The 25,641-nt window shown below is 67.6% G+C and carries 26 protein-coding genes and 1 tRNA gene; 9 read left to right on the forward strand and 18 right to left on the reverse strand.

The features are described from left to right. Window positions 1–122 precede the first annotated feature (122 nt). On the reverse strand, window positions 123–887 hold the full coding sequence (locus tag QRN21_RS14160) for an SDR family oxidoreductase (protein WP_056278725.1): 765 nt from the start codon (window positions 885–887) through the stop codon (window positions 123–125). Between the two features lie 120 nt (window positions 888–1,007). On the opposite strand from QRN21_RS14160, the gene QRN21_RS14165 reads away from it, so the two are divergent. The 4 genes from QRN21_RS14165 to QRN21_RS14180 all read left to right on the forward strand — a co-directional run bounded on the left by QRN21_RS14165 (window position 1,008) and on the right by QRN21_RS14180 (window position 3,696). Further along, complete coding sequence (locus tag QRN21_RS14165) at window positions 1,008–1,481, forward strand: NfeD family protein (protein ID WP_053096071.1); 474 nt, start codon at window positions 1,008–1,010, stop codon at window positions 1,479–1,481. 9 nt (window positions 1,482–1,490) lie between these two features. After that, on the forward strand, window positions 1,491–2,417 hold the full coding sequence (locus tag QRN21_RS14170) for an SPFH domain-containing protein (protein ID WP_053096070.1): 927 nt from the start codon (window positions 1,491–1,493) through the stop codon (window positions 2,415–2,417). Continuing rightward, window positions 2,414–3,187, forward strand: coding sequence for a glycerophosphodiester phosphodiesterase family protein (locus QRN21_RS14175; protein ID WP_285364711.1), 774 nt, complete (start codon window positions 2,414–2,416; stop codon window positions 3,185–3,187). The genes QRN21_RS14170 and QRN21_RS14175 overlap by 4 nt, the downstream gene beginning before the upstream one ends. A 125-nt stretch (window positions 3,188–3,312) precedes the next feature. Further along, a complete protein-coding gene (locus tag QRN21_RS14180; protein ID WP_053096068.1) occupies window positions 3,313–3,696 on the forward strand; it encodes an RNA polymerase-binding protein RbpA in 384 nt (127 codons plus the stop codon). Here the strand turns inward: QRN21_RS14180 and lnt are convergent. From lnt to QRN21_RS14225, 9 genes are read right to left on the reverse strand one after another with little or no spacing between them, the layout of a single operon-like run. Continuing rightward, the gene (gene lnt, locus QRN21_RS14185) at window positions 3,693–5,216 is read right to left on the reverse strand and encodes an apolipoprotein N-acyltransferase (protein WP_285364714.1); all 1,524 of its coding nucleotides are present in this window, start codon (window positions 5,214–5,216) and stop codon (window positions 3,693–3,695) included. The two genes, QRN21_RS14180 and lnt, sit on opposite strands and share 4 nt — an antisense overlap. An 11-nt stretch (window positions 5,217–5,227) precedes the next feature. Beyond that, on the reverse strand, window positions 5,228–7,705 hold the full coding sequence (locus QRN21_RS14190) for a DEAD/DEAH box helicase (protein ID WP_285364716.1): 2,478 nt from the start codon (window positions 7,703–7,705) through the stop codon (window positions 5,228–5,230). Continuing rightward, window positions 7,702–8,460, reverse strand: coding sequence for a twin-arginine translocase subunit TatC (gene tatC, locus QRN21_RS14195; protein ID WP_056278720.1), 759 nt, complete (start codon window positions 8,458–8,460; stop codon window positions 7,702–7,704). The genes QRN21_RS14190 and tatC overlap by 4 nt, the downstream gene beginning before the upstream one ends. Window positions 8,461–8,514: 54 nt before the next feature. Beyond that, window positions 8,515–8,772: a Sec-independent protein translocase subunit TatA gene (gene tatA, locus QRN21_RS14200; RefSeq protein WP_053096064.1), complete on the reverse strand. Its 258-nt coding sequence runs from the start codon at window positions 8,770–8,772 to the stop codon at window positions 8,515–8,517. A gap of 27 nt (window positions 8,773–8,799) precedes the next feature. Then, entirely contained in the window at window positions 8,800–9,789 is a 990-nt protein-coding gene (locus QRN21_RS14205; RefSeq protein WP_285364718.1) for a helix-turn-helix transcriptional regulator, read from the reverse strand. Continuing rightward, window positions 9,786–10,781 (reverse strand): helix-turn-helix transcriptional regulator, encoded by a 996-nt coding sequence (locus tag QRN21_RS14210; protein WP_285364720.1) that lies wholly within the window; start codon window positions 10,779–10,781, stop codon window positions 9,786–9,788. The genes QRN21_RS14205 and QRN21_RS14210 overlap by 4 nt, the downstream gene beginning before the upstream one ends. Then, the gene (locus QRN21_RS14215) at window positions 10,781–11,698 is read right to left on the reverse strand and encodes a hypothetical protein (protein WP_285364721.1); all 918 of its coding nucleotides are present in this window, start codon (window positions 11,696–11,698) and stop codon (window positions 10,781–10,783) included. The genes QRN21_RS14210 and QRN21_RS14215 overlap by 1 nt, the downstream gene beginning before the upstream one ends. A gap of 10 nt (window positions 11,699–11,708) precedes the next feature. Further along, window positions 11,709–12,728 carry a tRNA (adenine-N1)-methyltransferase gene (locus QRN21_RS14220; RefSeq protein WP_053096060.1) on the reverse strand — a complete coding sequence of 340 codons (1,020 nt, stop codon included), beginning with the start codon at window positions 12,726–12,728 and terminating at the stop codon, window positions 11,709–11,711. Next, window positions 12,725–13,408 (reverse strand): HAD family hydrolase, encoded by a 684-nt coding sequence (locus QRN21_RS14225; protein ID WP_072591272.1) that lies wholly within the window; start codon window positions 13,406–13,408, stop codon window positions 12,725–12,727. Before QRN21_RS14225 ends, QRN21_RS14220 begins: the two co-directional genes overlap by 4 nt. Before the next feature lie 91 nt (window positions 13,409–13,499). Between QRN21_RS14225 and QRN21_RS14230 the strand changes: the two genes are divergently transcribed. Continuing rightward, window positions 13,500–14,348 carry a PAC2 family protein gene (locus QRN21_RS14230; RefSeq protein ID WP_053096058.1) on the forward strand — a complete coding sequence of 283 codons (849 nt, stop codon included), beginning with the start codon at window positions 13,500–13,502 and terminating at the stop codon, window positions 14,346–14,348. Window positions 14,349–14,366: 18 nt separating this feature from the next. Here QRN21_RS14230 and QRN21_RS14235 read toward each other — a convergent pair whose 3' ends face one another. Beyond that, window positions 14,367–15,191 (reverse strand): undecaprenyl-diphosphate phosphatase, encoded by an 825-nt coding sequence (locus QRN21_RS14235; protein WP_053096057.1) that lies wholly within the window; start codon window positions 15,189–15,191, stop codon window positions 14,367–14,369. A gap of 45 nt (window positions 15,192–15,236) precedes the next feature. Next, window positions 15,237–16,532 (reverse strand): M20/M25/M40 family metallo-hydrolase, encoded by a 1,296-nt coding sequence (locus QRN21_RS14240; RefSeq protein WP_056278716.1) that lies wholly within the window; start codon window positions 16,530–16,532, stop codon window positions 15,237–15,239. A 113-nt stretch (window positions 16,533–16,645) separates the two neighbouring features. Here QRN21_RS14240 and QRN21_RS14245 point away from each other — a divergent pair. Then, window positions 16,646–16,728: transfer RNA gene (locus QRN21_RS14245), tRNA-Leu, on the forward strand. 122 nt (window positions 16,729–16,850) lie between these two features. Here the strand turns inward: QRN21_RS14245 and QRN21_RS14250 are convergent. Further along, on the reverse strand, window positions 16,851–17,948 hold the full coding sequence (locus QRN21_RS14250; protein WP_056278715.1) for a VIT1/CCC1 transporter family protein: 1,098 nt from the start codon (window positions 17,946–17,948) through the stop codon (window positions 16,851–16,853). A 125-nt stretch (window positions 17,949–18,073) separates the two neighbouring features. Then, entirely contained in the window at window positions 18,074–19,816 is a 1,743-nt protein-coding gene (locus QRN21_RS14255) for a DEAD/DEAH box helicase (RefSeq protein WP_072591269.1), read from the reverse strand. Between the two features lie 147 nt (window positions 19,817–19,963). Here QRN21_RS14255 and QRN21_RS14260 point away from each other — a divergent pair, with 147 nt between their 5' ends. Beyond that, window positions 19,964–20,791 (forward strand): SGNH/GDSL hydrolase family protein, encoded by an 828-nt coding sequence (locus tag QRN21_RS14260; protein ID WP_053096053.1) that lies wholly within the window; start codon window positions 19,964–19,966, stop codon window positions 20,789–20,791. An 18-nt stretch (window positions 20,792–20,809) separates the two neighbouring features. On the opposite strand, the gene QRN21_RS14265 is transcribed toward QRN21_RS14260, so the two are convergent. Next, on the reverse strand, window positions 20,810–21,613 hold the full coding sequence (locus QRN21_RS14265; protein ID WP_072592278.1) for a TrmH family RNA methyltransferase: 804 nt from the start codon (window positions 21,611–21,613) through the stop codon (window positions 20,810–20,812). A 98-nt stretch (window positions 21,614–21,711) separates the two neighbouring features. Here QRN21_RS14265 and QRN21_RS14270 point away from each other — a divergent pair, with 98 nt between their 5' ends. Together QRN21_RS14270 and QRN21_RS14275 are read left to right on the forward strand one after the other, a co-directional pair. Further along, window positions 21,712–22,551, forward strand: coding sequence for a Sir2 family NAD-dependent protein deacetylase (locus tag QRN21_RS14270; protein WP_053096052.1), 840 nt, complete (start codon window positions 21,712–21,714; stop codon window positions 22,549–22,551). Further along, a complete protein-coding gene (locus tag QRN21_RS14275; RefSeq protein ID WP_053096051.1) occupies window positions 22,548–23,135 on the forward strand; it encodes a histidine phosphatase family protein in 588 nt (195 codons plus the stop codon). The genes QRN21_RS14270 and QRN21_RS14275 overlap by 4 nt, the downstream gene beginning before the upstream one ends. Before the next feature lie 26 nt (window positions 23,136–23,161). Here QRN21_RS14275 and QRN21_RS14280 read toward each other — a convergent pair whose 3' ends face one another. From QRN21_RS14280 to QRN21_RS14290, 3 genes are read right to left on the reverse strand one after another with little or no spacing between them, the layout of a single operon-like run. Continuing rightward, window positions 23,162–23,968 carry an HpcH/HpaI aldolase/citrate lyase family protein gene (locus tag QRN21_RS14280; RefSeq protein WP_056278712.1) on the reverse strand — a complete coding sequence of 269 codons (807 nt, stop codon included), beginning with the start codon at window positions 23,966–23,968 and terminating at the stop codon, window positions 23,162–23,164. After that, a complete protein-coding gene (locus tag QRN21_RS14285) occupies window positions 23,965–24,444 on the reverse strand; it encodes a MaoC family dehydratase (RefSeq protein WP_056279055.1) in 480 nt (159 codons plus the stop codon). Before QRN21_RS14285 ends, QRN21_RS14280 begins: the two co-directional genes overlap by 4 nt. Window positions 24,445–24,491: 47 nt before the next feature. Next, entirely contained in the window at window positions 24,492–25,640 is a 1,149-nt protein-coding gene (locus QRN21_RS14290; RefSeq protein ID WP_285364736.1) for an acyl-CoA dehydrogenase family protein, read from the reverse strand. Window position 25,641 lies beyond the last annotated feature (1 nt).

Here is a 25,641-nt window from a genome sequence, read left to right on the forward strand (position 1 = left end):
GCCAGGGGGTTCGTGGGGTCGGGGAAGGCCCCCTCCGCCCCCTGCTCCCCCCCCCCCCCCCCCCCCGGTAACGCGAAGAGCCCCGTCCACGCGGACGGGGCTCTTTCGGTGGTATCAGCCGCTCACTCCGCGGCGAATGCGCTCACATCGCCGACGAGACGCGTGTTGTCGGCGGGGACAGCGTCGATTGCCGCGCGAGCGACCTCCGCGGCGAACTCCGACACGTTGTAGAGCTTGCCTGCGGATTCGCGCCGCTCCGCGATCGCTCCGGGGTTGGCGCGCTCGAGCAGAGTCGCGGTGATCGTGCCTTCGATCATGTCTCCGGACACCACGGTGAAGCCGATGCCCTTCTCTGCGAGGCCGGGGATCCGCTCGCGGAGCGCGTCTTCTCCGGCGCGCTTCGACAGGGCGACGGGCTCGTACTCCGGCATGGTCGGGGTGGTGCGGATGAAGTGCGCCTGGTGGCTCGTGACGAAGACGACCCGCGCGCCGTCGCCGAGCAGCGGAACAGCAGCGTCGAGGACGTTCAGCTGCGCGTCGCGGTTGAGGGTCAGGGCGTAGTCCTCGGCCATTCCCGATTCCATGCCGCCGGAGGCATTGAGGACGAGGACGTCGAGGCGTCCGAATTCGGCCTTCACCGCATCGAACATCTCGCCGACGGACGCGGGATCGGTCAGGTCGGCACCGACGACCAGCACGCGGCGGCCCAGCTCGCGCAGCTGCCCGGCGAGCTTCTCTGCACGTGGGGCCTTGTTGCGGAAGTTGATCACCACGTCGGCGCCGGCCTCGGCGAGGTAGCGCACGGTGTCCGCCCCGATGCCTCGAGACGAGCCGGTGACGAGGGCGACCTTGCCCTCGAGAGAACCTGCGGGAAGAACGTCGGTCACAGTGACTCCTCTGATGCGTGATTCGCCGTGATGACACGGCGCTTTCAGACTATCAAGCCGGCCCCGTCCAGCCGGGACCGGGCTCGACCTGCGTGATAGGTTGACCGCAAAGGAGGCCGCATGGACAACTTCGCGACATTCGTTCAGTTCATCGACCAATGGGCATGGATCGGTTGGCTGATCCTGATCGCCATCTTCCTGGTGATCGAGATGCTGACTCTCGACTTCACCTTCCTGATGCTGAGCTTCGGCAGCGTCGTCGGGCTCGTCACGGACTTCCTCGGCATCCCGGTCTGGGTACAGGTGCTGATCGCCGCCGCGGCGGCCGCGCTCTTCATCCTGTTCCTGCGTCCGCCGCTGATCAAACGCCTGCATCGAGGCGAGGACCCGACCAAGTCCAACGTCGACGCACTTCTCGATCTCCGAGGCATCGCGCTGCAGGACATCACCCAGATCTCCGGCCAGGTGAAGCTGAGCAACGGCGACACCTGGACCGCCCGCACCGCCGGAGCCGTGCCGATCCCGCAAGGATCACCGATCGCCGTCATGACGATCAACGGCGCGACCGCGACCGTCCGTCCCGTCAACGACTAGGAGAGTCTCTTGGACGATGCATCGTTCATCCCCGCAGCGATCGGGTGGATCCTCGTCATCGCGATCATCATCTTCGTGGTGGTCACGCTGGCTCGCTCCATCCGCATCATCCCCCAGGCCACGGCCGGCGTGGTCGAGCGCCTGGGGCGATATCACAAGACACTGACGCCGGGTCTGAACATCCTGGTGCCGTTCATCGACCGGCTGCGTCCCCTCATCGACATGCGCGAGCAGGTCGTGTCCTTCCCACCGCAGCCCGTGATCACCGAGGACAACCTGGTGGTCTCGATCGACACCGTCGTCTACTTCCAGGTGACCGATGCTCGCGCTGCGACATACGAGATCGCCAACTACCTGGGCGCCGTCGAGCAGCTGACGACGACGACACTGCGAAATGTGGTCGGTGGACTCAACCTCGAAGAGGCCCTGACCAGTCGTGACAACATCAACGGACAGCTTCGCGTCGTGCTCGACGAGGCGACGGGCAAGTGGGGAATCCGCGTCGGCCGCGTCGAGCTGAAGGCCATCGACCCGCCCATCTCCATCCAGGACTCGATGGAGAAGCAGATGCGCGCCGAGCGGGACCGTCGAGCGGCGATCCTCACGGCTGAGGGAACCAAGCAGTCGGCGATCCTCGAGGCCGAAGGTGCGCGACAGGCCGAGATCCTCCGCGCAGAGGGCGACAAGCAGGCCGCCGTGCTGCGCGCCCAGGGTGAGGCCGAAGCGATCCAGAACGTGTTCACCGCCATCCACCAGGGCGAGCCTGACGACAAGCTGCTCGCGTACCAGTACCTGCAGATGCTTCCGAAGATCAGCGAAGGCCAGTCGAACAAGCTCTGGATCATCCCGAGCGAGCTGACCGAGGCGCTCAAGGGCATCGGCACCGCGTTCACCCCGCGACCGGGACAGCCCCCGACGAACCTGCCGGGCGCGTGACGCACCCGTATTTCGTCAAGGCGCGTCACCCCCGAGTCCTCGCTCACCGCGGTCTGATCACCGCGGCGGGCGGGGACTCCGGTGTCTGGGAGAACTCGGCCGCCGCCGTCGCCGCCGCTCATGCCGCCGGAGCAGAGTACATCGAGACCGACTGCCGGGTGACGGCCGACGGTGACGTCGTGCTCTTCCACGACGCGACGCTGCACAGACTGGCCGACGATCCCCGTCCCGTCGGTGAGGTGCGCACCCGCGAACTCGCCGCGATCTTCTCCGACCACGGCGGGCTACTCACGGTCGCTGACGCACTCTCCGCCTTCCCGACCACGCGCTTCAACATCGACGTCAAGACCGTCGACGCGGCAGCACCCCTCGGCCCCCTCCTGGCGGAACACACGCATCGAGTTCTCGTGACCAGCTTCTCCGATGCGAACCGACGTGCGACGATCGCAGCGGTCCTGCGCGCGGGGGCTCCGCTCCGACCGGCGACGTCGGGCGGCAGCCGCACCATCGCCGCGGTCCGCGCTCTCTCCACTCTGCGCCTCTCCCCCGGGCGTGCTCTGCTCGACATCGACGTGCTGCAGATTCCTGAGCGGCATCGCGGCGTGAAGGTGCTGACGCCTGCGCTCCTCCGAGCGGCGCACCGGCGCGGCGTCGAGGTTCACGTGTGGACGGTGAACGACGCGGACTCCATGCGACGACTCGTCCGGCTCGGTGTCGACGGCATCGTCACCGACCGCGCCGATCTCGCGCTGGTCACGATCGGCCGCTGAGACCGCCACGCCGCCATTACGCTGTGGCGCTGGGATTCCGCTGTGAATAGCGCCGAGAACGCGCTCGTATGGATGAAGCGCACAGGCTGGAGCGTTATACCTGACAGCGACGAGAGGACCACACAATGGCAGATCGCAGCCTACGCGGCATCCGACTCGGCGCCCAGAGCCTACAGAGCGAAGAGGGCGTCGTTTTCATGGAGCGCCGTGAAACCACCTACATCTGTGACACCTGCGGCCATGTCACGAACCTGATGTTCTCGGCGGACGCAGAGCCGCCCCAGACGTGGGAATGCCGTTCCTGCGGAGCGGACGCGCGCCTGAACGTCGACGGCCAGGCCGTCACGCTCGATGCCACGGACGAGAAGGCCGCCCGCACACACTGGGACATGCTTCTCGAGCGTCGTACCCGCGCAGAGCTCGAGGAGCTCCTCGAGGAGCGACTCGCCTTCATCCGTGCCCGCCGCGGCGCAGGTGAAGACCCGACCCGCGAGAAGATCGGCGCCTAGCGCCTGCGGGCGCGCAACCACCCGAAGGCCAGCGCGCCCAGTCCGCCCCAGACCAGAAGACCTTGGATCCAGGGTCCCAGGACGACTCCAGCAGTCAGGCCGGAGCGCAGCTCGACATCCTCGAGCAACGCTCCGGCCTTTCCTGCATCCAGGCTCGAGACCGTCGTGCCATCCGCGCGGATCACCTGGCTGGTGCCGACCGTCGAGATGTTCACGACGCTGCGGCCGGTCTCGATCGCACGCATCCGCGCGACGGCGAGTTGCTGCAGATTCTCATTCGTCCCACGGAAGTCCGCGTTGTTCGTCTGGAAGACGAGCACTTCGGCACCGTCTGCCATGCCCTCGCTGATCACGTCGTCGTAGATCACGTCGAAGCAGATCGCCAGCCCGACCTTCACACCGTCGACGTCGACGACCGGCGGATTCGAGCCCGGGGTGTACTCGCGCTGGATCAGACCGATCAGATCGGGTGCGAGTGCGCTGAAGAAGGCGCGGTCGGGGACGTACTCCCCGAAGGGGACCGGATGCCGCTTGTCATGGACCTGCCCGTCGGCGCCCTCTTCCGTCCAGAGCATCGACGTGTTGTAGAAGAGACCGTCTCGTTCCGTGGCGGCATTCGCCAGCAGCGGTGCGCCGACACGCGAGGCGATCGCGCTCATTCTTCTCGCCAGAGAGTCCGATTGGAACGGATCGAAGTCGAGCGACCCCTCGGGCCAGACCAGCAGGTCGACGTCCTCGCCGTAGAGCGGTTCGGTCGCGTCGGTCTGCGCGTCGATGAGCGAGTAAGGCTCGCGCTCGTCGAAATACCCGCTCGGCCCGTTCCCCTGCACCGCCGCGATGCGCAGCGACCCGCTGGTGGTCGTGGGGAAGAGCGGTGTGAGCAGCAGAACCACGGTCACGACGACCGGTGCGATCAGCGCAGCCGGCCGGCGCCACAGTCGTTCGCGCACCACCTGGATCACGAGGGCGACGAGGAACACCATCAGGAAGCTGAGACCGCTCACGCCGGTCCAGGACGCGACGTGAGCCAGCGGGCTCTCGGCCTGGCTCATGCCCAGACGAGCCCAGGGGAACCCTCCATAGGGCCAGGAGCCGACGAACACCTCGCGCCCGACCCAGAGCGCCGCCACCACGGCCGGAAGGAGCAGGAGCCGCGCCCAGACGCTCGGGAAGGCTCGGGGCATCCAGCGATAGGCGAGGGTGATCAGGATCACGGCCACCGCCGTGAGCGCGCCTTCCAGGACACTCAGCGCCGCCCAGGGCAGCGGGCCCAGGTAGCGAGACGTGAACGACACGAGCAGTCCGAAGAAGAGCACACCGTAGACGAGTCCGACCGCCAGAGCTCCGCCGGCCCGTCGACCGATCAGCGCCACGAGCAGCAGCGCGGTGGCCGGGAAAGCCAGCACCCACACCGCAGTGGACGGATAGGACAGATTCATCAGGAGCGCGGCCATCGCCGCAGCGGGGAGGGCGAGCGAGAGCGGCAGGAGGGGGCGCTGCGGCACGCGGGGTTCGGGCATCCTTCCTATTCTCACATCGAGGAATAGGCGACGATGCCGCGACGGACGCCGTCCAGAGCCACGCGGGCGTTGCGGGCCAGCGCACCGTCTTCCGCGACGATCGAGAGCTGATCGAGCAGATCGATCGTCTGTTTGGCCCATCGCACGAAGTCGCCGGCCGCCATGTCTGCGTCCACGAGGACGCGGTCCAGCATCCCTCCTCGCGCCCACGAGTGCATCGCACCGGCGAGGCCCGCCGACAGAGGCTCGGATCCCGGCAGATGGTGGTCCTTCTCGAGGTCGTCCAGCTCGGCCCACAGGGTCGTCGTCTTCTCGTACGCTGCGCGGAAGGCACCGCGGGGCAGGTCCCGCTCCCCCGCGTTCGCCTCGTCGCGACGAGGCTCGTAGACGAGGCAGCAGGCCATCGCAGCGAGGGACGGCGCGTCGAGACCGTTCCACAGCCCCTGCCTGAGAGATTCGGCCACCAGCAGATCGCGTTCGCCGTAGATCCGGCGCATCGTCCGCCCGGCCTCGGTGAGCGTTGTCTCCCCCTCGTCGTCTCGGTGGAGATAGTCCAGGGTCTCGAGCACCTCGACGACGCGATCGAAGACGCGAGCCACCGTGCCGGTCCTCGTCTCGATCTGTCGGCGGATGCGATCGTTCTGACGCTTGAGCTTCCAGTACCGCTCGGCCCAGCGCGCATGGGCTTCGCGATCAGGGCATCGATGGCATCCGTGACGCTGCATGCGCGTGCGGAGGCTGTGGATCTGCTTCATGCGCTTGTCGCGCGATGTGCGCGGCGCGTTCGAGTCCTGGCGGTTCTTCTTCTCGAGATCGCTCAGCTCGCGGCGTATCGAGGCGTAGTCCAGGAAGTCGCCGTGATCGCAGACCATCGCCGCCTTGTACCCGTCCAGCGACTCCTCCGCTTCGCGGACCTGTCTCGCCAGTCCGACGACTGCGCGGTCGGCCTGGAACTGCGCGAAAGACGACTCGAGCACTTCGCGGGCCCGGGGCTTGCCGAACAGATCGATCAGGTTGACGGCCATGTTATACGTCGGCCGGAAGCTGGAGTTCAGCGGATAGGTGCGGCGAGAGGCGAGGGCCGCGACCGCCTGCGGATCCATGCCCTCGGTCCACTGCACCACCGCGTGACCTTCGACGTCGATGCCGCGTCGTCCCGCGCGACCGGTGAGCTGCGTGTACTCCCCCGATGTGATCGCGACTCGGGCCTCGCCGTTGAACTTCTCCATCTTCTCGAGAACGACGGTTCTCGCGGGCATGTTGATGCCCAGAGCCAGGGTCTCGGTGGCGAAGACGACCTTCACGAGCTTGCGCTTGAAGAGGTCCTCGACGACCTCCTTGAAGGCCGGCAGCAGACCCGCATGGTGCGCAGCCACACCGCGCTCGAGATTCTCGAGCCACTCCCAGTAGCCCAGCACGCCGAGGTCCTCATCCTGCAGCGAACGGGTCCGGTCCTCGACGATCGCTCGGATCTCCGCGCGCTCCTCGGTCGACGTCAGCCGCACGCCCGATCTCCGGACCTGCTGCACCGCCGCATCGCACCCGACTCTGCTGAAGATGAAGAAGATGGCAGGCAGGAGGTTGGCCTGCTCGAGCAGCCGCACCACGTCCGGGCGATCCATGCGCTCGATCCGACGCACGTTCGCGGAACGGACGGGGCGACGTCCGCCCCGTGGGGGGCGCTGCGCCTGTCGGCCGGCATGGCGATTGCTGCGATACTCCTGCGCCGAACGATTGTTGTCGTAGTTGGAGCCGGTGAAGGAGCGGATCCGCATCAGCTCCTGATTGACCTGTGCGGTCGCGATCCCCGCCCGATCGTCGAAGAGCGGCAGCAGATCATCACGGACGAGCACGTGCTGCTCGAGTGGAACCGGACGGATCTCCGAGACGATCACCTCGGTGTCCCCGCGCACGGTGTCGAGCCAGTCCCCGAACTCCTCGGCGTTCGAGACGGTGGCGCTCAAGGAGACCAGCCGTACGTGCTGCGGCAGGTGGATGATCACCTCCTCCCACACTGCCCCGCGGAAACGATCCGCGAGGTAGTGGACCTCGTCCATGATGACGTAGCGGAGGTCCTGGAGCGCGGCCGAGTCGGCGTAGATCATGTTGCGCAGCACCTCGGTCGTCATCACGACGATCCGGGCGTTGCCGTTGATGTTCGTGTCGCCGGTGAGCAGACCGACGTCGTCCGGGCCGTACACATCGACCAGCTCGCGGAACTTCTGATTCGAGAGCGCCTTCATCGGCGTCGTGTAGAAGGCCTTGTCGCGCGGAGTCTGCATCGCGAGATGGATGGCGAACTCGCCGACGATCGTCTTGCCTGCACCGGTCGGCGCGGCGACGAGCACGCTCTGGCCGTCTTCGAGTGCGTGGCATCCTTCGACCTGGAAGGGGTCGAGCTCGAACTTCTGGTTCGCGGCGAAGGCGACGGTCGCCGGGTGCCCTGCCGCCTGTCGAGCCGCGGCGTATCGTTCGGCCGGCGAGCTCATACGGCCACGGGTTCGATGCCTGCAGCGGCGTCGCGCTTGCGCTTGCGTCGGTCGAAGAGCATCGAGATGAAGGTCGCCGCGAAGTACAGCACGATCATCGATCCCATCAGCAGCAGCATCGAGAACACATCAGCAGGCGGAGTCGTGACGGCGGCGAAGATCGTGCACACCAGGATGGCGACTCGCCAGCCCTTCAGGATGTCGCGGCCCGACATGATGCCGGCGAGATTGAGTGCCACCAGGAAGACAGGCAGCACGAAGGCGATGCCGAGCACGAGCAGGAACTTGAAGACGAAGTCGTAGTAGGTGGAGTAGTCGAAGAACTGCGCCATGCCGGTGGGGACGAACGATGCCATGACTTCGATCACATGCGGAAGCACGAAGAACGCGACCGTGCAACCGCCGAAGAACAGCGGGATGGCCGCCCCGAGGAATCCCCAGGTGTACTGGGTCTCCTTCTTCGTGAGCCCCGGCATGACGAAGGCCCAGACCTGCCACAGCCACACCGGCGCGGAGATCAGGAGTCCGATTGCGAAGGCAATCCGCATGCGCAGATCGAACCCGCTCGTCACGGTGGTGAAATTCAGGCCGGTGTACTCGCGCCCCTGCTGCTCCGCGATCGTGGCGATCGGCACCGAGAGCAGGTCGATGATCGGCCCTGTCACGAAGAAGGCGATGATCATGCCGACCACCAGGGCACCAGCCGCGATGAACAGACGCTTACGGAGCTCGATCAGGTGCGCGCCGAGAGACATCCGCCTGTCACGGCCCGGCGTCTCCTGGTCGGCGGAATCGAGAGCGGACACGAACTAGGCGGATCGAGGAGGCTGACCCGGATCCGTGTCGCGAGCCGTCACCGTGGTGTCTGCGACCGAGGTCGTGGTGGTCGGGGATGCCGGATCTGCGGCATCAGTCGCGTCCTCGTTCTTCATCGCCTTCATCTCGCCCTTGAACACCCGGGCGGACTGACCGAGGCTCTTCGCCAGTGCCGGCAGCTTCGCCGCACCGAAGAGCAGCAGGATGACGGCGAGGATGATCAGCAGATGTGGCCAACCGAAAGCGCCCATGATTCTCCTTCGTCGTTTGGTGAAAGTCTAACGGGCGTTGTCGCCTTCGGGGTGGCGATACAGGGCGAGTCCGGCCGCAGCCCATTCCCGCGCCGCAGTTCGAGCGACGCCGGGATCCACCACTTCGAGGGCGCCGCCGAACTTCGCCGCCAGTCGCTTCACTCCCCGAGGGTCTGCGAGATGCAGCCGAACGGTGACGATCCCATCGCTGACGTCGGAGTTGTCGGCCGTCAGGAAGTCCCCGAGCAAGGGCGCCATCCGCTCGGGCACCCGCACTCGCACCTCCCCCTCGTCCTCGACGGCCGAGAAGGCCTCCGGGACGTGCTCGCCCGCGTGCGTGATCGGGATGTCGGTCAGCCGGGCATCGCTCACGCGATCCAGGTGGAAGGTGCGCATGGCCTGTCGCATGTGGCACCACCCCTGCAGGTACCACTGCGCGTTGGTGATGAGCACCTGCACGGGATCCACGGTGCGCGTCGTGGGCGCGGCATCGGGAGCCTGATACGTGAACGACACGGCGACGCCGTTCTGCACGGCCCTCGACACCACCTGGCGGACCTCGTCGACGGCGCTGGGTGCGACGACGACCTCGGCCGGCGCATCGGCCGCGCCCCGCGAGAGCTTCGAGATGAGGCCGCTGACCAATCCCGAGTCGGAGACCGCCGGCACGGCCGCGACCATCTGCAGGCCCGCGAGGAGCGCGGCGGCTTCTCGGGCCGTGAATCGAGGAACCCGGCGCAGAGCGACATCGTTGGTGATCTCGATGATGTCCTCTTCGTCGAGGAGGTCCCAGTTGATGTCGAACATCTCCTGCGGCTGCTGCCAGAAGCCGGAATCACCGGGCAGGCCGATGACCGTGAGCTTCTCGACCATCTGCCGCATCTCCGTCGAGGTCACACCGAACTCGGCAGCCGCCTCGGCGAGCGAGACCTGTCCGTGCTCGAGGAGATAGGGCACCAGAGTCAGATAGACGCGGACTCGGTCAGCGGCGAGCAGCGGCTTGCCTAGGGTGCTCATCGGACCTCCCCCGCATCCGAATTCGTCGCCATGACCGCGGTCAGGCGATCGACGACGGCCGAGCGGAGCTCCGCAGGCTCGACAACCCGCACCTCGGGACCGTACGACGCGAGCTCATCGGCGAAGATGTGCAGGTCCACGAACGGGACGAGGATGCCCTGGGTCGCCGCCGGAGTCGCCCGGCGGCCGAGCCGCAGCGACGCCTCGGTGCCGGGTGTGACCTCGAGCAGCGCAGAGTTCTGAGCGGCGACGCGCTCGAGACCGGCCAGGGCACGCTCCCCCGCGCCCTCGCGCAGCGCAGGGTCGAATGCCTTCGCCGTGATCTTCACATCGCCGACGATCCTGCTGAGCAGGAACATGCGGTCCTGCTCGATGTCCACATCGACGCCGAACACGTGCCATCTCGCTTCATAGTCGACGAGTGCGAGCGGGCGGATGCTGCGGCGCCGCGGTGCGCCCTCCCCCGGCTTGAGGTAGTCGAAGACGACCACGCGGCTCTTCTCGATGGCATCCTGCAGTGGAGGGAAAGCGGCATCGCGCGCGGTGATCCGCGGCGCGAACCCGATGATCGGTTCGTCGCCGTCGATCCCGAGCGCCCGGATCTTGCGCACGCCGGCCTTGGCGTCGCCGGATGCGGACTCGGCGCTCCACACGCTCCCCGCCAGCTGCAGCACGGCGAGCTCCGCGGCCGTGAACTCGATATCGCTGGGCAGGTCGTATTCCGCCTGCGGAATACGGTAACGCGCTTCGCGGAGGTCATTCGGATCGGCCTGATCCCCGATCGTCTCGACGGGGACGCCGAGAGTGCGCAGTTCGTCCTTGTCGCGCTCGAACATCTTCTCGAGTGCATCCGAACGCACGCCCGCATCGGCGCGCTGACGGTAACCCGACACGTTGTCGAGGATCTGCTGCTTCGTGAGCCCGATCTCCGTGGCCATGAGCGCCACGACGAGATTCGTCAGGCGCTCTTCCGCGGGAATACGGGCCGCCATCACTGCTCCGGGACGGGAACGACGCCCAGGATGTCGACCACGATCGCGGTCGCCGGGTTTCCGTCTGCCTCGGGCACGACGACCAGGAGCTGGGAGCCGCCCGTCGCGCCGACGAGCTCCTTCGCTGCGGGGCCGATGTTGGGCTCGGCACCCCACGTGCTCGAGGTGACCGTCTTGTCGTCCCATCCGAGCGCCATGATGTTGGTCACGATGGTCGATTCCTTCTCGACCTTCTCCCCGTCACCCTTGATGAGCGTCTGAGTGACGGTCTCGGTGGGGGCGTCGCTGTCGGGGATGATCACTCCGGGGGTGCCATCGGGAGCGCGGACGACCGTCGGCAGGCCCCGGGCGTCGTTGAACTGCGATGAGCCCTCGGCGTGAGCGAGGTAGACATCCTGGAGGTCGATGATGGCGACCACGTTCTCATCCTCTTCGAGACCGAAGGCCTCGACATTCGCCTCGCCGAAGTCCTCGGGGGTCAGCACCGCGACGATCCGGCTGCCTCCGGTCGCGCACTCCAACACGGTCTCGAGACCGGCGGACCGCTCTGCCCAGTAGGAGATGCTGTGCACACGGCTCGGGTCGCCGTTGAACTCGGACTCGTACAGCTTCTCGCCGCTCTCGCCGCCATAGAAGGCGATGTCGAGCACCATCGGCTGGGAGGTGGTGGTGAGGGTGTTTCCCTCGCCGGTCACCACGTCGGCGAAGGACGTCTCGTCCGCCTTCACCGGGCTGTACACGGTGACGTCCGGAGCCTCTCCGAGGTCGCCCTCGACGGTGACCGAATCCTTCACGGATGCGGTCGATGCCGCCGCCCGATCGCACGCATCACCGGCGAACGAGGGCGCCGAGGCGCATCCGGTCAGAGTGAGGACGGCGAGGCTGATGGTTGCCAGAACGGCGGACGTTTTACGCACGCGCTCCAGTCTATTCCGTCGGTGGCTCGGATTCGCGCGAACCGGCGGCGAGACGGGCGCCCTCAGCGGCCTTCGCGGCCTCTCTCGCCCGCTTGCGCAGATTCTTGTCGTTGATCTCGCGATCGCCGACAGCCCCCGGCGTCCACGCCTCGACATCCGCATCGCCGTAGCTGCTCTTCGATGCCCTGCGCTTCACCTGAGGGGCCACGGCGCCCGGCGCCAGCCGACGAGCCGTGAGGAGGAAGCCGGTGTGCGCCACCATCCGGTGATCGGGCCGCACGGCGAGACCCTCGACGTGCCAGCCGCGAACCATCGTCTCGGACGCCTCGGGATCCGTGAACAGGCCCGTGCTCCGGATGTACTCGGCCACCCGCGAGAGCTGCGTGGCGGTGGCCACGTAGCACAGCACGACGCCGCCGGGGGTGAGTGCGTCGGCGACGACATCCATGCATTCCCACGGCGCGAGCATGTCGAGTACGACACGGTCGACCGTGCCCGCCGGGAACTCCGCCGGCAGCGCATCCGCGAGATCTCCCACCACGACGTCCCAGGTGTCCGGCGTCTCGCCGAAGAAGGTCTCGACGTTGCCCCGTGCGACCTGGGCGAAGTCCTCACGACGCTCGAACGACACCAGCCGGCCGACCGGACCGATGGCCCGCAGGAGCGAGAGCGAAAGGGCACCCGACCCGACACCCGCTTCCACGACGACGGCACCGGGGAAGATGTCGGCCTGCATCACGATCTGCGCGGCGTCCTTGGGGTAGACGATCGCGGCGCCGCGCGGCATCGACATCGCGAAGTCGCGGAGCAGAGGCCGGAGCGCGAGGTACTCGTGTCCCGAGCTGTTCGCGGCCACTGAGCCGTCGGGCAGACCGATGAGGTCGCGGTGCCGGAGCACGCCCTGGTGCGTGTGCAGCTCGCCGTCCTCTCGGAGGGTCACGGTGTGCAGGCGACCCTTGGGGCCGGTCAGCTGCACCCGATCGCCCTCGCGGAACGGCCCGCTCGGCCGCTGTGAGGTGGTGTCGGTCATCGGGTGGCTCCCGTCATGGAGGTCTTTCGGTCGAAGAGTTCGATCAGGTCGGCGGCGGTGCGCCCCTCGAGGCTCGGCCACAGCTCATGCGCGCCCACGTGATCGAGCGAGACGATATGCGGCACGCCGAGGGCGACGGCGCCGGATGCGATGCCCGCGCGGAGCCCGGTCGGCGAGTCCTCGATGACCACAGCATCGGCGATGTCGATCTCGAGCAGGGATGCCGCGTGGAGGTAGGGCTCGGGGTGGGGCTTCGGGTTGGTCACATCATCGCCGGCGACGACGATGTCGAAGGCCTGGAACTCGATCAGGTCGACGACGCTCAGCGCCATGCGACGCAGCGACATCGTGACGAGTCCTGTGGGGATCCCCGCTGACCTCAGGTCCTGCAGCAGCTCGCGGGCGCCGGGCCGGAAGGGCACTCCCTGCGTGCGCAGTGCATCCTGCACGCCGTCGGTGAGGAGCGAGATGATCGCCTCGGCATCCATGTCGACGCCCGCGTTCTGAAGGATGATCGCGCTGTCGATGAGTCCGTTGCCGACGAGCTGAAGCGCATCCTCATGGGTCCACGTGCCGCCGAAGGATTCGACCAGCGCGGTCTCGGCCGCCATCCAGTACGGCTCGGTGTCGACGAGTGTTCCGTCCATGTCCCAGAGGATCGCGCGGGGCTGTCTGCTCACCGAACCATGTTACCCGTGGCTCCACCCCGTCCCCGCGCCGTCGGACTAGCCTGGAGGGATACCGATCCGGAATCCACGAAGGGAGCCCACGATGGATGGCCTCGGTTCACGCATCGTCATCGTCGCCTTCGACGGGTGGAACGACGCAGGGGAAGCCGCGAGCGGCGCGGTCGCCGCACTGCGCGAGACGACGGACTACGACCTCGTGCACTCGATCGACCCGGAGCTGTACTTCGACTACCAGTACACGCGCCCTGCGACGAAGATGGACGCCGAAGGGCGTCGCCAGCTCACCTGGCCCGAAGCCGGACTCTGGCGCCCGCGCGACCCGGGTCCCGGTCCCGAGTTCTGGATCCTCACGGGCGTGGAGCCTGCGCGCACCTGGCAGGCTTTCGCGTCGGAGTTCATCGACGTCGCTCTCCGCGACGACATCACGGGCTTCGTGACGCTCGGCGCGATGCTCTCCGACGTGCCCCACACCCGCCCCATCTCGATCTTCGCGTCGAGCCAGAACGAGCAGGTCCGCGAGGCGCACGGCCTCGAGCGCTCGCTCTACGAAGGCCCCGTCGGAATTCTCAGCGTCATCGAGCACTTCGCCGAGAGCGCCGGCATTCCGACCGCCAGTCTGTGGGCGAGCGTGCCGCACTACGTCGCCTCCGCCACACCGTCGCCCAAGGTGACCCTCGCTCTTCTCGATCGGCTCGAGGAGCTGACCGGCGTGGACGTGCCTCGCGACCACCTGCGCACCGAGGCCGCCGCCTGGGAGGCATCGATCGATGCCGCCGCCGCGGACGACGAGGACATGACCGAGTACATCCATCAGCTCGAGCGCACGCGCGACACGTGGGACTCCCCCGATGCGTCGGGCGATGCCATCGCTCAGGCCTTCGAGCGCTATCTCAAGCGCCGTGGCGACGGCCCCGGCGACCACAAGCGGTAGTCGCCGGGGCCCTCGTCATCACGCCGCGATGACGCCGGTCCCCAGCAGCACCAGGAGGACGGTCCCCAGGAGGATGCGGTAGATCACGAACGGCAGGAAGCTCCGCTTCGAGATGTAGTTCATGAAGAACGCGATCACGCCGAGCGCCACGACGAATGCGATGCCCGTCGCCGCGAGCGTGTCTCCGAAGGAGAAGAACGACGGCTCGTCCCAGCTCTTGAACACCTGGTAGAAGCCACTGCCGAACACGGCGGGGATCGCGAGCAGGAACGCGTAGCGAGCGGCAGCGGCACGCTCGTAGCCGAGGAAGAGTCCCATCGTGATCGTTCCACCGGAGCGCGAGACTCCAGGGATCAGCGCCAGAGCCTGCGCGAAGCCGTACGCGATGCCGTGCGGGTAGGTGAGCTGATCGAGCTTGCGCCGCTTCGCGCCGACGTGGTCGGCGATCCCGAGCAGGATGCCGAAGACGATCAGCATGATCGCGACGATCCAGAGGGAGCGGAAGACGGTCTCGATCTGGTCCTGGAAGAGCAGCCCCAGGACCACGATCGGGATGCTGCCGATGATGATCATCCATCCCATGCGCGCATCCGGATCGCTGCGCGGGACCCTGCCGGTCAGCGACCGGAACCACTGCGCGATGATCCGCACGATGTCGCGCCAGAAGAACACCACCACCGCCGCCTCCGTGCCGATCTGGGTGATCGCGGTGAACGCGGCACCGGGATCCTCGCCCGACGGCAGGAAGGTGCCGAGGATGCGCAGATGGGCGCTGGAGGAGATCGGGAGGAACTCGGTGAGTCCCTGGACGATGCCGAGGATGAGCGCTTCGAACAAGTGCATGGAGGAGCTTTCTGAGTCGTGGTGCGCGGACGTGGAGCCGAGAGCTCAATACGTGCGCAGCAGATCGGCCAGCACCCGCTGACCGAAGACAAGCGATTCTACGGGCACCCGCTCATCGACCCCGTGGAACATCCCGGTGAAGTCGAGGTCTGCGGGAAGCCGGAGAGGCGCGAACCCGTACCCGGTGATCCCGAGATACGCGAGCGCCTTGTTGTCGGTTCCTGCACCCAGCAGGTACGGGATGACCGGCACACCGGGGTCATGCCGGCCGAGACTCGCGACCATCGCCTCGACGAGCTCGCCGTCGAAAGGCGTCTCCATGCCGATGTCCCGCACCACCGTCTGGATCTCGATCTCGTCGCCGACGATCTGCTGCAGCTCTGCGAGCACGTCGTCTTCGGTTCCGGGGATCACCCGCACGTCGATCAGCGCCTCGGCACGCTCGGGGATCACGTTGTGCTTGTATCCGGCGGACAGGGCGGTCGGGTTCGTCGTCGTGCGGAACGACGAACGGAGGAAGGCCTCGGCGGGCCCTGCAGCCGCCGCGAGGGCATCCGGGTCGTCGACGGAGCGCCCGGTGAGATCGCTCAAGCCCTGCAGCAGTGCCTCGGTGGTGGGAGTGAGTCGCAGGGGCCACCGCGTGCGACCCAGGGCCGCCACGGCCTCCGCGAGCTTCGTGACCGCATTGTCGTCGTGGAGACGGCTTCCGTGGCCGGCGCGGCCCTTCGCCACGAGGCGTATCCAGATGAGCGCCTTCTCCCCCACCTGCAGCAGGTAGGCGCGGCGATCGTCGACCGTGATCGAATAGCCGCCCACCTCGCTGATCGCCTCGGTCGCGCCCTCGAACCACTCGGGGCGGTTCTGCACCACGAGAGCCGATCCCTCCACTCCGCCGTTCTCCTCATCGGCGAAGAAGGCGAGCACCAGGTCGCGTTCGGGCTGCTCGCCCGCTCGCAGCAGGTCGCCGACCGCCGTCAGGATCATCGCGTTCATGTTCTTCATGTCGACGGCGCCCCGCCCCCAGAGCATGCCGTCCTTGACGACGCCCGCGAAAGGATCGACGGTCCAGTCCTCGGCCATGGCCGGGACGACGTCGAGGTGGCCATGCACCACGAGCGCCGGCTTGCTCCGGTCGCGTCCGGGCACCCGCGCCATGACGTTCGTGCGCCGCGGGATGGGCTCGTAGTACTCGACTTCCAGGCCGAGATCCTGCAGATAGGCGCCGACGTACTCGGCCGCTTCCCGCTCGCCCTTCGCGTTGCCCCCGCCGAAGTTCGAGGTGTCGAATCGGATCAGGTCGCGCGCGATGCGAACCACCTCGGGCAGAGACACGTCAGTCATGGAGTCCAGGCTATCGAAAGGCCGTGGCGCGCCCGGGCGTCGCCGTCGGTTTCTGAGTGCCCCGAAGCTCGTGCTAATGTAAATCTTCGTTCGGCAACGAACATCCAACACCTGCGCGGGTGGCGGAATGGTAGACGCGCTACGTTGAGGTCGTAGTGCCCGTAAGGGCGTGGGGGTTCAAGTCCCCCTCCGCGCACAGACAGGCCCCGGATATCCACATGATATCCGGGGCCTTCTTCGTTTCCGATGTCGCCGTGTCATCGGACAGGACTCGCGTGGATCGCCGAGTCCTGTCCGACGCGGTCGGGCCGGCGCCTGTCAGACCGCGCCGACGCCGAACACCAGACCGAGCACGTACGTGACCGCTGCGGCTCCGAAACCGATCGCCAGCTGACGCAGCGCACGACGCAGGGGCGGCCCTCCGGACAGGATGCCGACCATCGCTCCCGTCGACAGGAGCGCGATGCCTACGAGCACGAGAGCGACGACCACCGCTGTGGTCCCCTCGAGCCCGAAGAGCCACGGGAGCACGGGGATGATCGCGCCGGATGCGAAGAGCAGGAAGCTCGAGATCGCAGCGGTCCAGTCGCTGCCGACGATCTCGTGGTCGTCTCCGGCATGGACGTGGACCGGCCCTGTGGCGGTGCGTTCCACGCCGGCGCGCGCGGCATCGACGATGCGCCGTGCGCGCTCCAGAGCCTCCTGCTGGCCGATCCCGCGCGCCCGGTATACCAGAGCGAGCTCGTTCTCATCGATGTCGAGGTCGGCGGCGGATGCCGCGGCATCCTCGTTGGCCTCCGTCGACGCGAGCAACTCTCGTTGAGACCGCACGGACACGAACTCCCCCGCCCCCATCGACAGCGCCCCGGCGAGCAGGCCTGCGATGCCGCTGAACAGGACGAAACCCGAACTGACGCCCGTGGCGCCGATGCCGAGCACGAGCGCGAGGTTGCTCACGAGGCCGTCGTTGGCCCCGAAGACCGCTGCGCGGAACGAGCCCGACAGGCGACGCCGGCCCCGCGCAGCGAGACCGCGAACCACCTCGTAGTGCACTTTCTCGTCAGCGCGCATCGCCGGCGTCGCGTACTGCTCCGAGTCGTACGGTGAACGTGCCTCGGCGCTCTGCGCGAGGGCGAGCACGAAGATGGATCCGAAGCGGCCCGCCATCCAGCCGAGGAGGCGGGAGCGGATGCCGGCGCGTGGCAATCGGCCCGGTTCCGCGCCGAGCAGATCGAGCCAGTGCTGCTCATGGCGCCGCTCGGCGTCGGCGAGGCTGAGAAGGATCTCACGCTCCTCACCCGTGCGTCGGCTCGCGAGCTTCTGGTACACGTGTCCTTCGGCGCGTTCCTCGACGAGGTACCGCGCCCAGCGGCGGCGGTCTGCGGCGGTGGGCTCGGCGGCAGCGGGGGCTGTCATGAAGTCTCCTGATCGACGGTCCCCGTTCTCGGGGCAACCGTTCAACGCTAGCTTCGGGAGCCCGTCTCCGTCGCACCCGGCGACGGTATTGCCAGCTTTTCGGGTATCCGAACCGACGCCAGGGTTCAGGAGCGGACGCGCTTGCGGAGTACGTCGATACGGGACTGCAGCTGCGTCACGGTCGCCTGGGCGACTGCTGGTCCGCCGCAGATCCGGCGCAGCTCGGCATGGACCGCGCCATGCGGTTCGCCCTTCTGACGGGCGTACAGCCCCACGAGGCTGTTCAGCAGCTGCCGTTGCTCGCGCAGCGTGCGGTGCAGGGGCGCAGGGAGCGTCGTCGTCTCGGTGGGGCCCGCCTCGGCTTCTCTCGTCTCTCGCAGTCGCGTCTGCCGTGCCTGTCGCTGCATCAGGAGCTCGTGCACGTGCTCGGGCTCGAGAAGACCGGGAAAGCCGATGAACTCCTCTTCTTCGGGGGTGCCCGGCTCGGCCAGCTGACCGAACTCCTGGCCCTCGAACACGACCCGGTCGAAGTGTGCAACCGAAGAGAGCGCCTGATAGCTGAATTCCTGGGTCAGCGCGTCGGACGCGTCGTCCTCGCGGTTCGCGGAGTCGAGCAGCGAGTCCTCGAGCCCGTCGTCGTCCTTCGACTGACGGTCGAGCGCGTGATCGCGCTGCTTGTCCATCTCGTTCGCGAGACCCATCAGGACCGGCACCTGAGGGAGGAATACGCTCGCGGCCTCGCCACGGCGGCGTGCTCGCACGAATCGGCCGATGGCCTGAGCGAAGAACAGCGGCGTCGACGACGACGTGGCGTAGACGCCGACCGCGAGGCGCGGCACGTCCACCCCCTCGGACACCATGCGCACCGCGACCATCCAGCGGTCCTCGCTGTTGCTGAACTTCTCGATGCGTTCGGAGGCCGTCGCGTCATCGGACAGGACGATCGTCGGCTGCTGACCGGTGATGCTGTGCAGGATCTTGGCGTAGGCACGCGCGACGGTCTGATCGGTCGCGAGCACCAGGCCGCCGGCATCCGGAACGTGATGCCTGATCTCGGTCAGACGACGATCGGCTGCGGACAGCACAGCCGGCATCCACTCGCCCTCGGGGTCGAGCGCCGTGCGCCAGGCCTGCGAGGTCACGTCCTTGGTGTTGTCCTGCCCGAGATGCGTCTCGAGTTCGTCTCCGGTGCTCGTGCGCCATCGCATCTTGCCGGCGTACATGTGGAACAGCACGGGGCGGACGACGCCGTCGGCCAGGGCGCGACCGTAGCCGTAGTTGTAGTCGGTGCGGGAGATCCGTGCACCGGACTCGTCAGGGTGGTACTCCACGAACGGGATCGGTGCGGTGTCGCTGCGGAAGGGCGTCCCGGACAGCAGCAGTCGGCGCTTCGCCGGCCCGTACGCGTCTCGGATCGCATCACCCCAGCTGAGGGCGTCTCCGCCGTGATGCACCTCGTCGAGGACGACGAGGGTCTTCGCATCCTCGGTCAGATGACGGTGGACCGACGACTTCGCCGCGACCTGCGCGTAGGTCACGACGGCGCCGTGGTAATGCCGCGCCGGCGCCCAATGACTGTTGCGGAACCGGGGATCCAGACGGATGTGCACCCGCGCTGCTGCATCGGCCCACTGCGTCTTGAGATGCTCGGTCGGCGCGACCACGATGATCCGGTTGACCTCCCCCATGCGCATGAGCTCGACCGCGAGGGTGAGCGCGAAGGTCGTCTTGCCTGCACCGGGTGTCGCCGCGACGAGGAAGTCACGCTGATCCGCCTGGAAGTACTGTTCGAGCGCCTCCTGCTGCCAGGCGCGCAGCTTGTTCGCAGTACCCCAGGGGGCGCGCTGGGGGAAGGACGGAGAAAGCATCGAGTCAACGATAATCGCTGCCGCCGACACTCGGCACGCTCACGCGATCCGCCGCGCGCGTCCTCCCCACAGCCCACGCACCCGAGTAGGCTCGGTCACTGCGTGGCCGCCCCAGATGGGCCGCGTTCGTTCGCGAAGGAGAGCTGGATGACAGACCAGGATTCGATCCGAACCCCGGAACTCGACAACGAGAATCCGCACCCCTGGCGGAGGTTCGTCGCGATCGGCGACTCGTTCACCGAGGGGATCGGCGACCCCGACCCCTCGCAGCCCGGCAGCCACCGCGGCTGGGCCGACCGCGTCGCCGAGGTGCTCTCGCGTCAGGTCGACGACTTCGCGTACGCCAACCTCGCCGTGCGCGGCAAGCTGATCGCCCAGATCGTGCGCGACCAGATCGAACCCGCCGTGGCGCTGCATCCCGACCTGATCTCGATCTGCGCGGGCGGCAACGACGTGATCCGTCCGGGCACCGACCCCGACGCCATCGCCGTCCAGCTGGAGGACGCCGTCGCACGCCTGTCATCGACGGGTGCCGCCGTGCTGCTGTTCACCGGGATCGACACCGCCTTCACTCCTGTCTTCCGAGCGTTCCGCGGCAAGGTCGCGATCTACAACGAGAACGTCCGCGCGATCGCCGAGCGCCACGACTGCATCGTCGCCGACCAGTGGGCGCTCAAGGTCGTGCAGGACATGCGGTTCTTCGATGACGACCGTCTGCACTACAACTCGCTGGGCCATCATGAGGTCGCCCGCATGGCGCTGCGCGCGCTCAACGTGCCCAACGACCTCGAGTCCATGCAGCCCGAGCCGCTTCCGCTGCGCACCTGGCGGGAGGCGCGCTCCGAAGACCTCGGCTGGGCGCGGGAGCATCTGGTTCCGTGGGTGCTGCGGCGTCTTCGCCATGAGTCATCCGGTGATCACATCGTCGCGAAGCGTCCCGAGCCCTCGCCGATCATCTTCCCGTCGTCCGACTGACCATCTCATCTCATCCCGTCAGCGGCGTCCGAGCGCCCACAGCGCCACGGCCGCGGCAGACGCCACGTTCAGCGAGTCGACGCCTCCCGACATGGGAATCGTCACCACGGTGTCTGCCTCGTCGAGGGCGGTGCGTGAGAGTCCGTCGCCTTCGGATCCCATGACGAGAGCGACGCGCTCGGGACGCGACGCGACATAGGCGTCGAGAGTCACCGCGTCGTCGCTCAGCGCGAGGGCCGCGACGTCGAACCCCGCGGCATGAAGGTCGGTGACGGCGGACGCCCAGTCCGTGATACGGGTCCACGGCACCTGGAACACCGTTCCCATGCTGACGCGCACGCTGCGCCGGTACAGGGGGTCGGCTCCCCCGGGAGACACCAGCACGGCATCCGCTCCGAGCGCGGCGGCCGCACGGAATGCGGCGCCGACATTCGTGTGATCGCCGACGTTCTCGAGAATCAGCACGAGCGTGGCGGAGTCGATGACCTCACGCACCGTCGGCAGGTCAGGACGATGCATCGAGGCGATCGTGCCCCGGTGCACGGCGAAACCGGTCAGCGCCTCCGCCACCTCGTCCGGGACGACGTACACAGGTACATCGAGTTCGCCGACGATCGCTCGGATGTCCTCCACCCGCCGCTCCTGAACGAGGACCGATCGCGGACGATGCCCCGCAGCGACGGCTCGCGCGATGACTTTCGTCGATTCGGCGATGTACAGCCCGCCGGCCGGGTCGCTCACACTTCGGAGCGCGGTGTCGGTCAGTGCGCGATAGTCGTCGAGTCGTCGATCATCGGGATTCGTCACGCGCAGCAGTTCCACGAGCCCCAGTCTGCCATCGCTCTCCGAGTCGCCGTCGCGGTCGGCCGCGACGCGTCGAGCGGGCCTGCGCACGCCGTAGACTCGCACAGGGAGGTCCTGTGAGCGCATCGAGTCCGGTCGAACTGTCGACCACCATCGCTCGCACCGCCGAACTCCTGCGCGGTCGGAAGATCGCCTTGCTCACGGGCGCCGGGATCTCCACGGACTCGGGAATCCCCGCTTACCGCGGCGAAGGGTCGCGCAACCGGACTGATCCCATGACGATCCAGCGGTACCTGGCCGATGAGACGGCGCGGCGTCGTTATTGGGTCGGCGGGCATCTCGGCTGGCGGGCGTTCGCCCGCGCCGAGCCGAACCCCGGCCATCTCTCTCTCGCCGCCATGGAGTCCTCCGGACACGTCACCGGCGTCATCACCCAGAACGTCGACGGACTGCATCTGCGCGCGGGCAGCTCGCACGTCATCGAAGTGCACGGCACCATGCGCAGGGTTCTCTGCCTGAAGTGCGGCCAGGTCTTCGATCGCCGCGACATCGCAGTGCAGATCGAAGAGCGCAATCCGTGGATCTCCGTCCCCGAGAATGTGGCGCTCGCTCCCGACGGCGACGTGCTCCCCGAGAGCACCGACGGCTTCATCGTGCCGGTGTGCACGGTGTGCGAAGGGATGCTGAAGCCCGACGTCGTGTTCTTCGGCGAGTACGTGCCGCAGGGGCGCTTCAAGGCCGCGGAGTCGCTGCTCCGGGCGAGCGATGCGCTGATCGTCGCCGGCTCATCACTCGTCGTCAACTCCGGTGTGCGCCTCGTCGAGCGCGCACGACGCCGCAGCATCCCCCTCATCATCATCAACCGCGAGCCGACTCGCGCGGATGTCTGGGCCGATGCCACCATCGCCGCAGGCACCAGCGACGTGCTCCCCGCGATCCAGGAGCTCCTCGAATGACTCTGCTCACGCTCATCCGCCACGGCCAGACGGATTGGAACCTCGCCCGACGGATCCAGGGCTCCACCGACATCCCCCTGAACGAGAAGGGCCGTGCGGACGCACGGACCGCCGCGGATCGTCTCGAGGGCGTGACACATCACTCGATCTACGCCAGCCCGCTGAAGCGGGCGCGGGAGACGGCAGAGATCATCTCCGAAAGCCTGGGCCTCGGGGCTCCCGTGCTGGTGCCGGACATGCGCGAGCGCGAGTTCGGTGAGGGCGAGGGCATGCTCGTCTCCGACTACATCGAGAAGTACGGCGATTGGCTCTCGCCGGTTCCCGGCGCGGAGACCCTGGAAGGTGTCGCCGAACGGGCGCTGGTCGCCCTCGACGCGATCGCCCGCGATGCTCGCCGTCGCTCCGCACCGGTGGCGGAGTCCGTCATCGTCGTGACGCACGGCGGCGTGATCCGGTCACTGATCAACCACGTCTCGGGCGGCACGCTGCCGCGCGTCGGCGAGGTGCTCGCGAACGGTTCCGCCCACCGTTTCGAGGCCTCCCCCGGATCTCTGCGTCTCATCGACCAGGCGATCCTGGTCTGAACGACAGACCGCCACAGGTCATTCGATCAGCGGGTGCGACCGAGCAGCGACCGAGCATGCCTCAGCACGGGCTCGTCTATCATGCGTCCGTCGAAGCGGAACACGCCTCGCTCGCTCGCTGAGGCGGCGAGAACCCGGCGGGCCCACTCGAGCGTCGCGTCGTCCGGAGCGTACGCCGCGCGGATGACCGCCACTTGACTCGGGTGGATGCACGCGGTCGCGACGAACCCGGACGCGGCAGCGTCGACAGCCTCGGCCTCCTGACCTGCGACATCGCCGATCTCGATGTGCACGGCGTCGATGGCGCCCTTGCCCTGTGCCCCCGCTTCGAGGAGAACGCGGGAGCGGGCATAGCGCGCGATGTCTCGATAGCCACCCTCCGGTGTGCGGCTCGATGTGCCGCCGAGGGAGGCGACGAGATCCTCCGCGCCCCACATCATCGCGACGACCTGCGGATGTGCTGCGATGCGATCTGCCGCGTGGATCCCCTTCGCCGTCTCGCACAGGGCGATCAACGAGAACCTCTCGTCGAAAGCGGTGAGGCTCTCAGCGCTCTCGGTCTTCGCGACCATCACGGTGCGGAAGTCGGTCTGAGAGAGCATGGCGAGGTCTGAGACGAAGGCGTCGGAACCCGGTGCGTTCACGCGGACGATCACTCGATCGGGGTCCAGGTCGGCATCGACGAGATTGTCGCGAGCTGCGGCCTTCGCCTCGGCCAGGACCGCGTCTTCGAGGTCGAGGATGACAGCGTCCGCCTTCTCGAGGGCGCCGCGGAACCGTTCGGGTCGATCGGCAGGGCAGAAGAGCAGTGCCGGTCCGAGATCGAAGCTCATCGTTCCCCCTCGGGAAGGCAGTGCACGAGCACTGTTCGGGTCGCGGTGGCGACGACTGTGCCGTCCTGGTTGCGTCCGGTATGCGCGATGGTCACTATCCCCTGCCCCGCTCGCGACGTCGAGAGCCGCTTGTCGACGACCACGCTCTCGGTGTACAGCGTGTCACCGGCGAACAGCGGATGCGGGAAGGCGATCTCGCCCAACCCGAGCTGAGCCACCAGGGTGCCTTGCGTGAGCTGCGCGACGGATGCCCCGACCATGGTCGAGAGCGTCCACATCGAGTTGATCAGGCGCGCACCGAACGGCTGCTGCCCGTCGGCGAAGGCGGCGTCGAGGTGCAGCGCCTGGGTGTTCATCGTGAGCGTCGTGAAGAGGACGTTGTCGGCCTCGGTCGCGGTGCGCCCAGGGCGATGAAGATATCGGGCATCGGTGACGAACTCCTCGAAGAAGAGACCGCGCTGGACGATGTCGTGCATGATCACCTCACCTCCTCGGTTCGCTGAGCGGATGGCATCCTGCCACGCTACCCGGCGAGCCCCAGCGCTCGCGCGATCACGAGGAGCTGCACCTCGGTGGTGCCCTCGCCGATCTCGAGGATCTTCGAGTCGCGATAGTGACGGGCCACCGGGAACTCGTTCATGAAGCCGTTGCCGCCGAAGATCTGCGTCGCGTCCCTGGCGTTGTCCATCGCGGCCTCGCCCGCCACGAGCTTCGCGATCGCCGCCTGCTCCGCGAACGGCCGCCCGGCGTCACGGAGCCGTGCCGCGTGGTGCCAGGCGAGCCGTGCCGTGTGCACTCGGGCACGCATGCGCGCGAGGGTGAACTGCGCGTTCTGTCGCGTGCTGAGGGCGCTGCCGAAGATGGTGCGACTCTTCGCGTAGTCGACGGCTGCCTCGAGGCAGCCCTCCGCGGCGCCGGTCGACAGTGCGGCGATCGCGATGCGGCCCTCGTCGAGGATGCTCAGGAAGTTGCGGAAGCCGCTCCCCTGCTCGCCCAGGAGGTTGCCGGCGGGGACCCGTGCCCCGGTGAAGCTGAGCGGATGCGTGTCGGACGCGTTCCACCCGACCTTGTCGTATGGCGCCTCGACGGTGAAACCGGGTGTGCCGTTGGGCACGATGATGGTCGAGATCTGCTTGCGGCCCCCCTCGTTCCCGGTGACCGCGGTGACCGTGACGAAACGCGTGATGGGCGTTCCTGAATTGGTGATGAACTGCTTCGACCCGTCGATGACCCATTCGTCGCCGTCGAGCCGGGCGGTGGTCCGGGTCGCTCCCGCGTCGCTCCCGGCCTCCGGCTCGGTGAGGCCGAAGCCCGCGAGCGCTCGGCCGGCGAGCAGGTCCGGCAGGTACTCCTGCTTCTGCTCTTCGGTGCCGAAGCGGAAGACGGGCATCGCACCGAGGCTGACTCCGGCTTCGAGCGTGATGGCGATGGACTGGTCGACGCGTCCGAGCGCCTCGATCGCGATGCCCAGCGCCATGTAGTCGCCGCCCTGACCCCCGTACTCCTCGGGGAACGGCAGGCCGAACAGCCCGAGGTCACCCATCTGGGCGACCACGTCCATCGACAGCGTGTGCATGCGGTCCGCCTCGTAGGACTGCGGCGCGACGACCGTCTCGGCGAACTCGCGCACCATCGCCGCGAGTTCGCGCTCTTCATCGGTCAGCTCATGCATC

Origin of the sequence: Microbacterium sp. LMC-P-041 (genome assembly GCF_030209555.1) — a bacterium.
Taxonomy (GTDB): Bacteria; Actinomycetota; Actinomycetes; order Actinomycetales; family Microbacteriaceae; genus Microbacterium.

What these genes read in the sequence shown, in the direction of transcription:
- QRN21_RS14165 (WP_053096071.1), top strand. Translation starts at nt 1,008, where the DNA reads ATGGACAACTTCGCGACATTCGTTCAGTTCATCGACCAATGGGCATGG.
- QRN21_RS14180 (WP_053096068.1), top strand. Translation starts at nt 3,313, where the DNA reads ATGGCAGATCGCAGCCTACGCGGCATCCGACTCGGCGCCCAGAGCCTA.
- lnt (WP_285364714.1), bottom strand. Translation starts at nt 5,216, where the DNA reads ATGCCCGAACCCCGCGTGCCGCAGCGCCCCCTCCTGCCGCTCTCGCTC.
- QRN21_RS14190 (WP_285364716.1), bottom strand. Translation starts at nt 7,705, where the DNA reads ATGAGCTCGCCGGCCGAACGATACGCCGCGGCTCGACAGGCGGCAGGG.
- tatC (WP_056278720.1), bottom strand. Translation starts at nt 8,460, where the DNA reads ATGTCTCTCGGCGCGCACCTGATCGAGCTCCGTAAGCGTCTGTTCATC.
- tatA (WP_053096064.1), bottom strand. Translation starts at nt 8,772, where the DNA reads ATGGGCGCTTTCGGTTGGCCACATCTGCTGATCATCCTCGCCGTCATC.
- QRN21_RS14205 (WP_285364718.1), bottom strand. Translation starts at nt 9,789, where the DNA reads ATGAGCACCCTAGGCAAGCCGCTGCTCGCCGCTGACCGAGTCCGCGTC.
- QRN21_RS14210 (WP_285364720.1), bottom strand. Translation starts at nt 10,781, where the DNA reads ATGGCGGCCCGTATTCCCGCGGAAGAGCGCCTGACGAATCTCGTCGTG.
- QRN21_RS14220 (WP_053096060.1), bottom strand. Translation starts at nt 12,728, where the DNA reads ATGACCGACACCACCTCACAGCGGCCGAGCGGGCCGTTCCGCGAGGGC.
- QRN21_RS14230 (WP_053096058.1), top strand. Translation starts at nt 13,500, where the DNA reads ATGGATGGCCTCGGTTCACGCATCGTCATCGTCGCCTTCGACGGGTGG.
- QRN21_RS14235 (WP_053096057.1), bottom strand. Translation starts at nt 15,191, where the DNA reads ATGCACTTGTTCGAAGCGCTCATCCTCGGCATCGTCCAGGGACTCACC.
- QRN21_RS14240 (WP_056278716.1), bottom strand. Translation starts at nt 16,532, where the DNA reads ATGACTGACGTGTCTCTGCCCGAGGTGGTTCGCATCGCGCGCGACCTG.
- QRN21_RS14250 (WP_056278715.1), bottom strand. Translation starts at nt 17,948, where the DNA reads ATGACAGCCCCCGCTGCCGCCGAGCCCACCGCCGCAGACCGCCGCCGC.
- QRN21_RS14255 (WP_072591269.1), bottom strand. Translation starts at nt 19,816, where the DNA reads ATGCTTTCTCCGTCCTTCCCCCAGCGCGCCCCCTGGGGTACTGCGAAC.
- QRN21_RS14260 (WP_053096053.1), top strand. Translation starts at nt 19,964, where the DNA reads ATGACAGACCAGGATTCGATCCGAACCCCGGAACTCGACAACGAGAAT.
- QRN21_RS14275 (WP_053096051.1), top strand. Translation starts at nt 22,548, where the DNA reads ATGACTCTGCTCACGCTCATCCGCCACGGCCAGACGGATTGGAACCTC.
- QRN21_RS14280 (WP_056278712.1), bottom strand. Translation starts at nt 23,968, where the DNA reads ATGAGCTTCGATCTCGGACCGGCACTGCTCTTCTGCCCTGCCGATCGA.
- QRN21_RS14285 (WP_056279055.1), bottom strand. Translation starts at nt 24,444, where the DNA reads ATGCACGACATCGTCCAGCGCGGTCTCTTCTTCGAGGAGTTCGTCACC.
- QRN21_RS14290 (WP_285364736.1), bottom strand. Translation starts at nt 25,640, where the DNA reads ATGCATGAGCTGACCGATGAAGAGCGCGAACTCGCGGCGATGGTGCGC.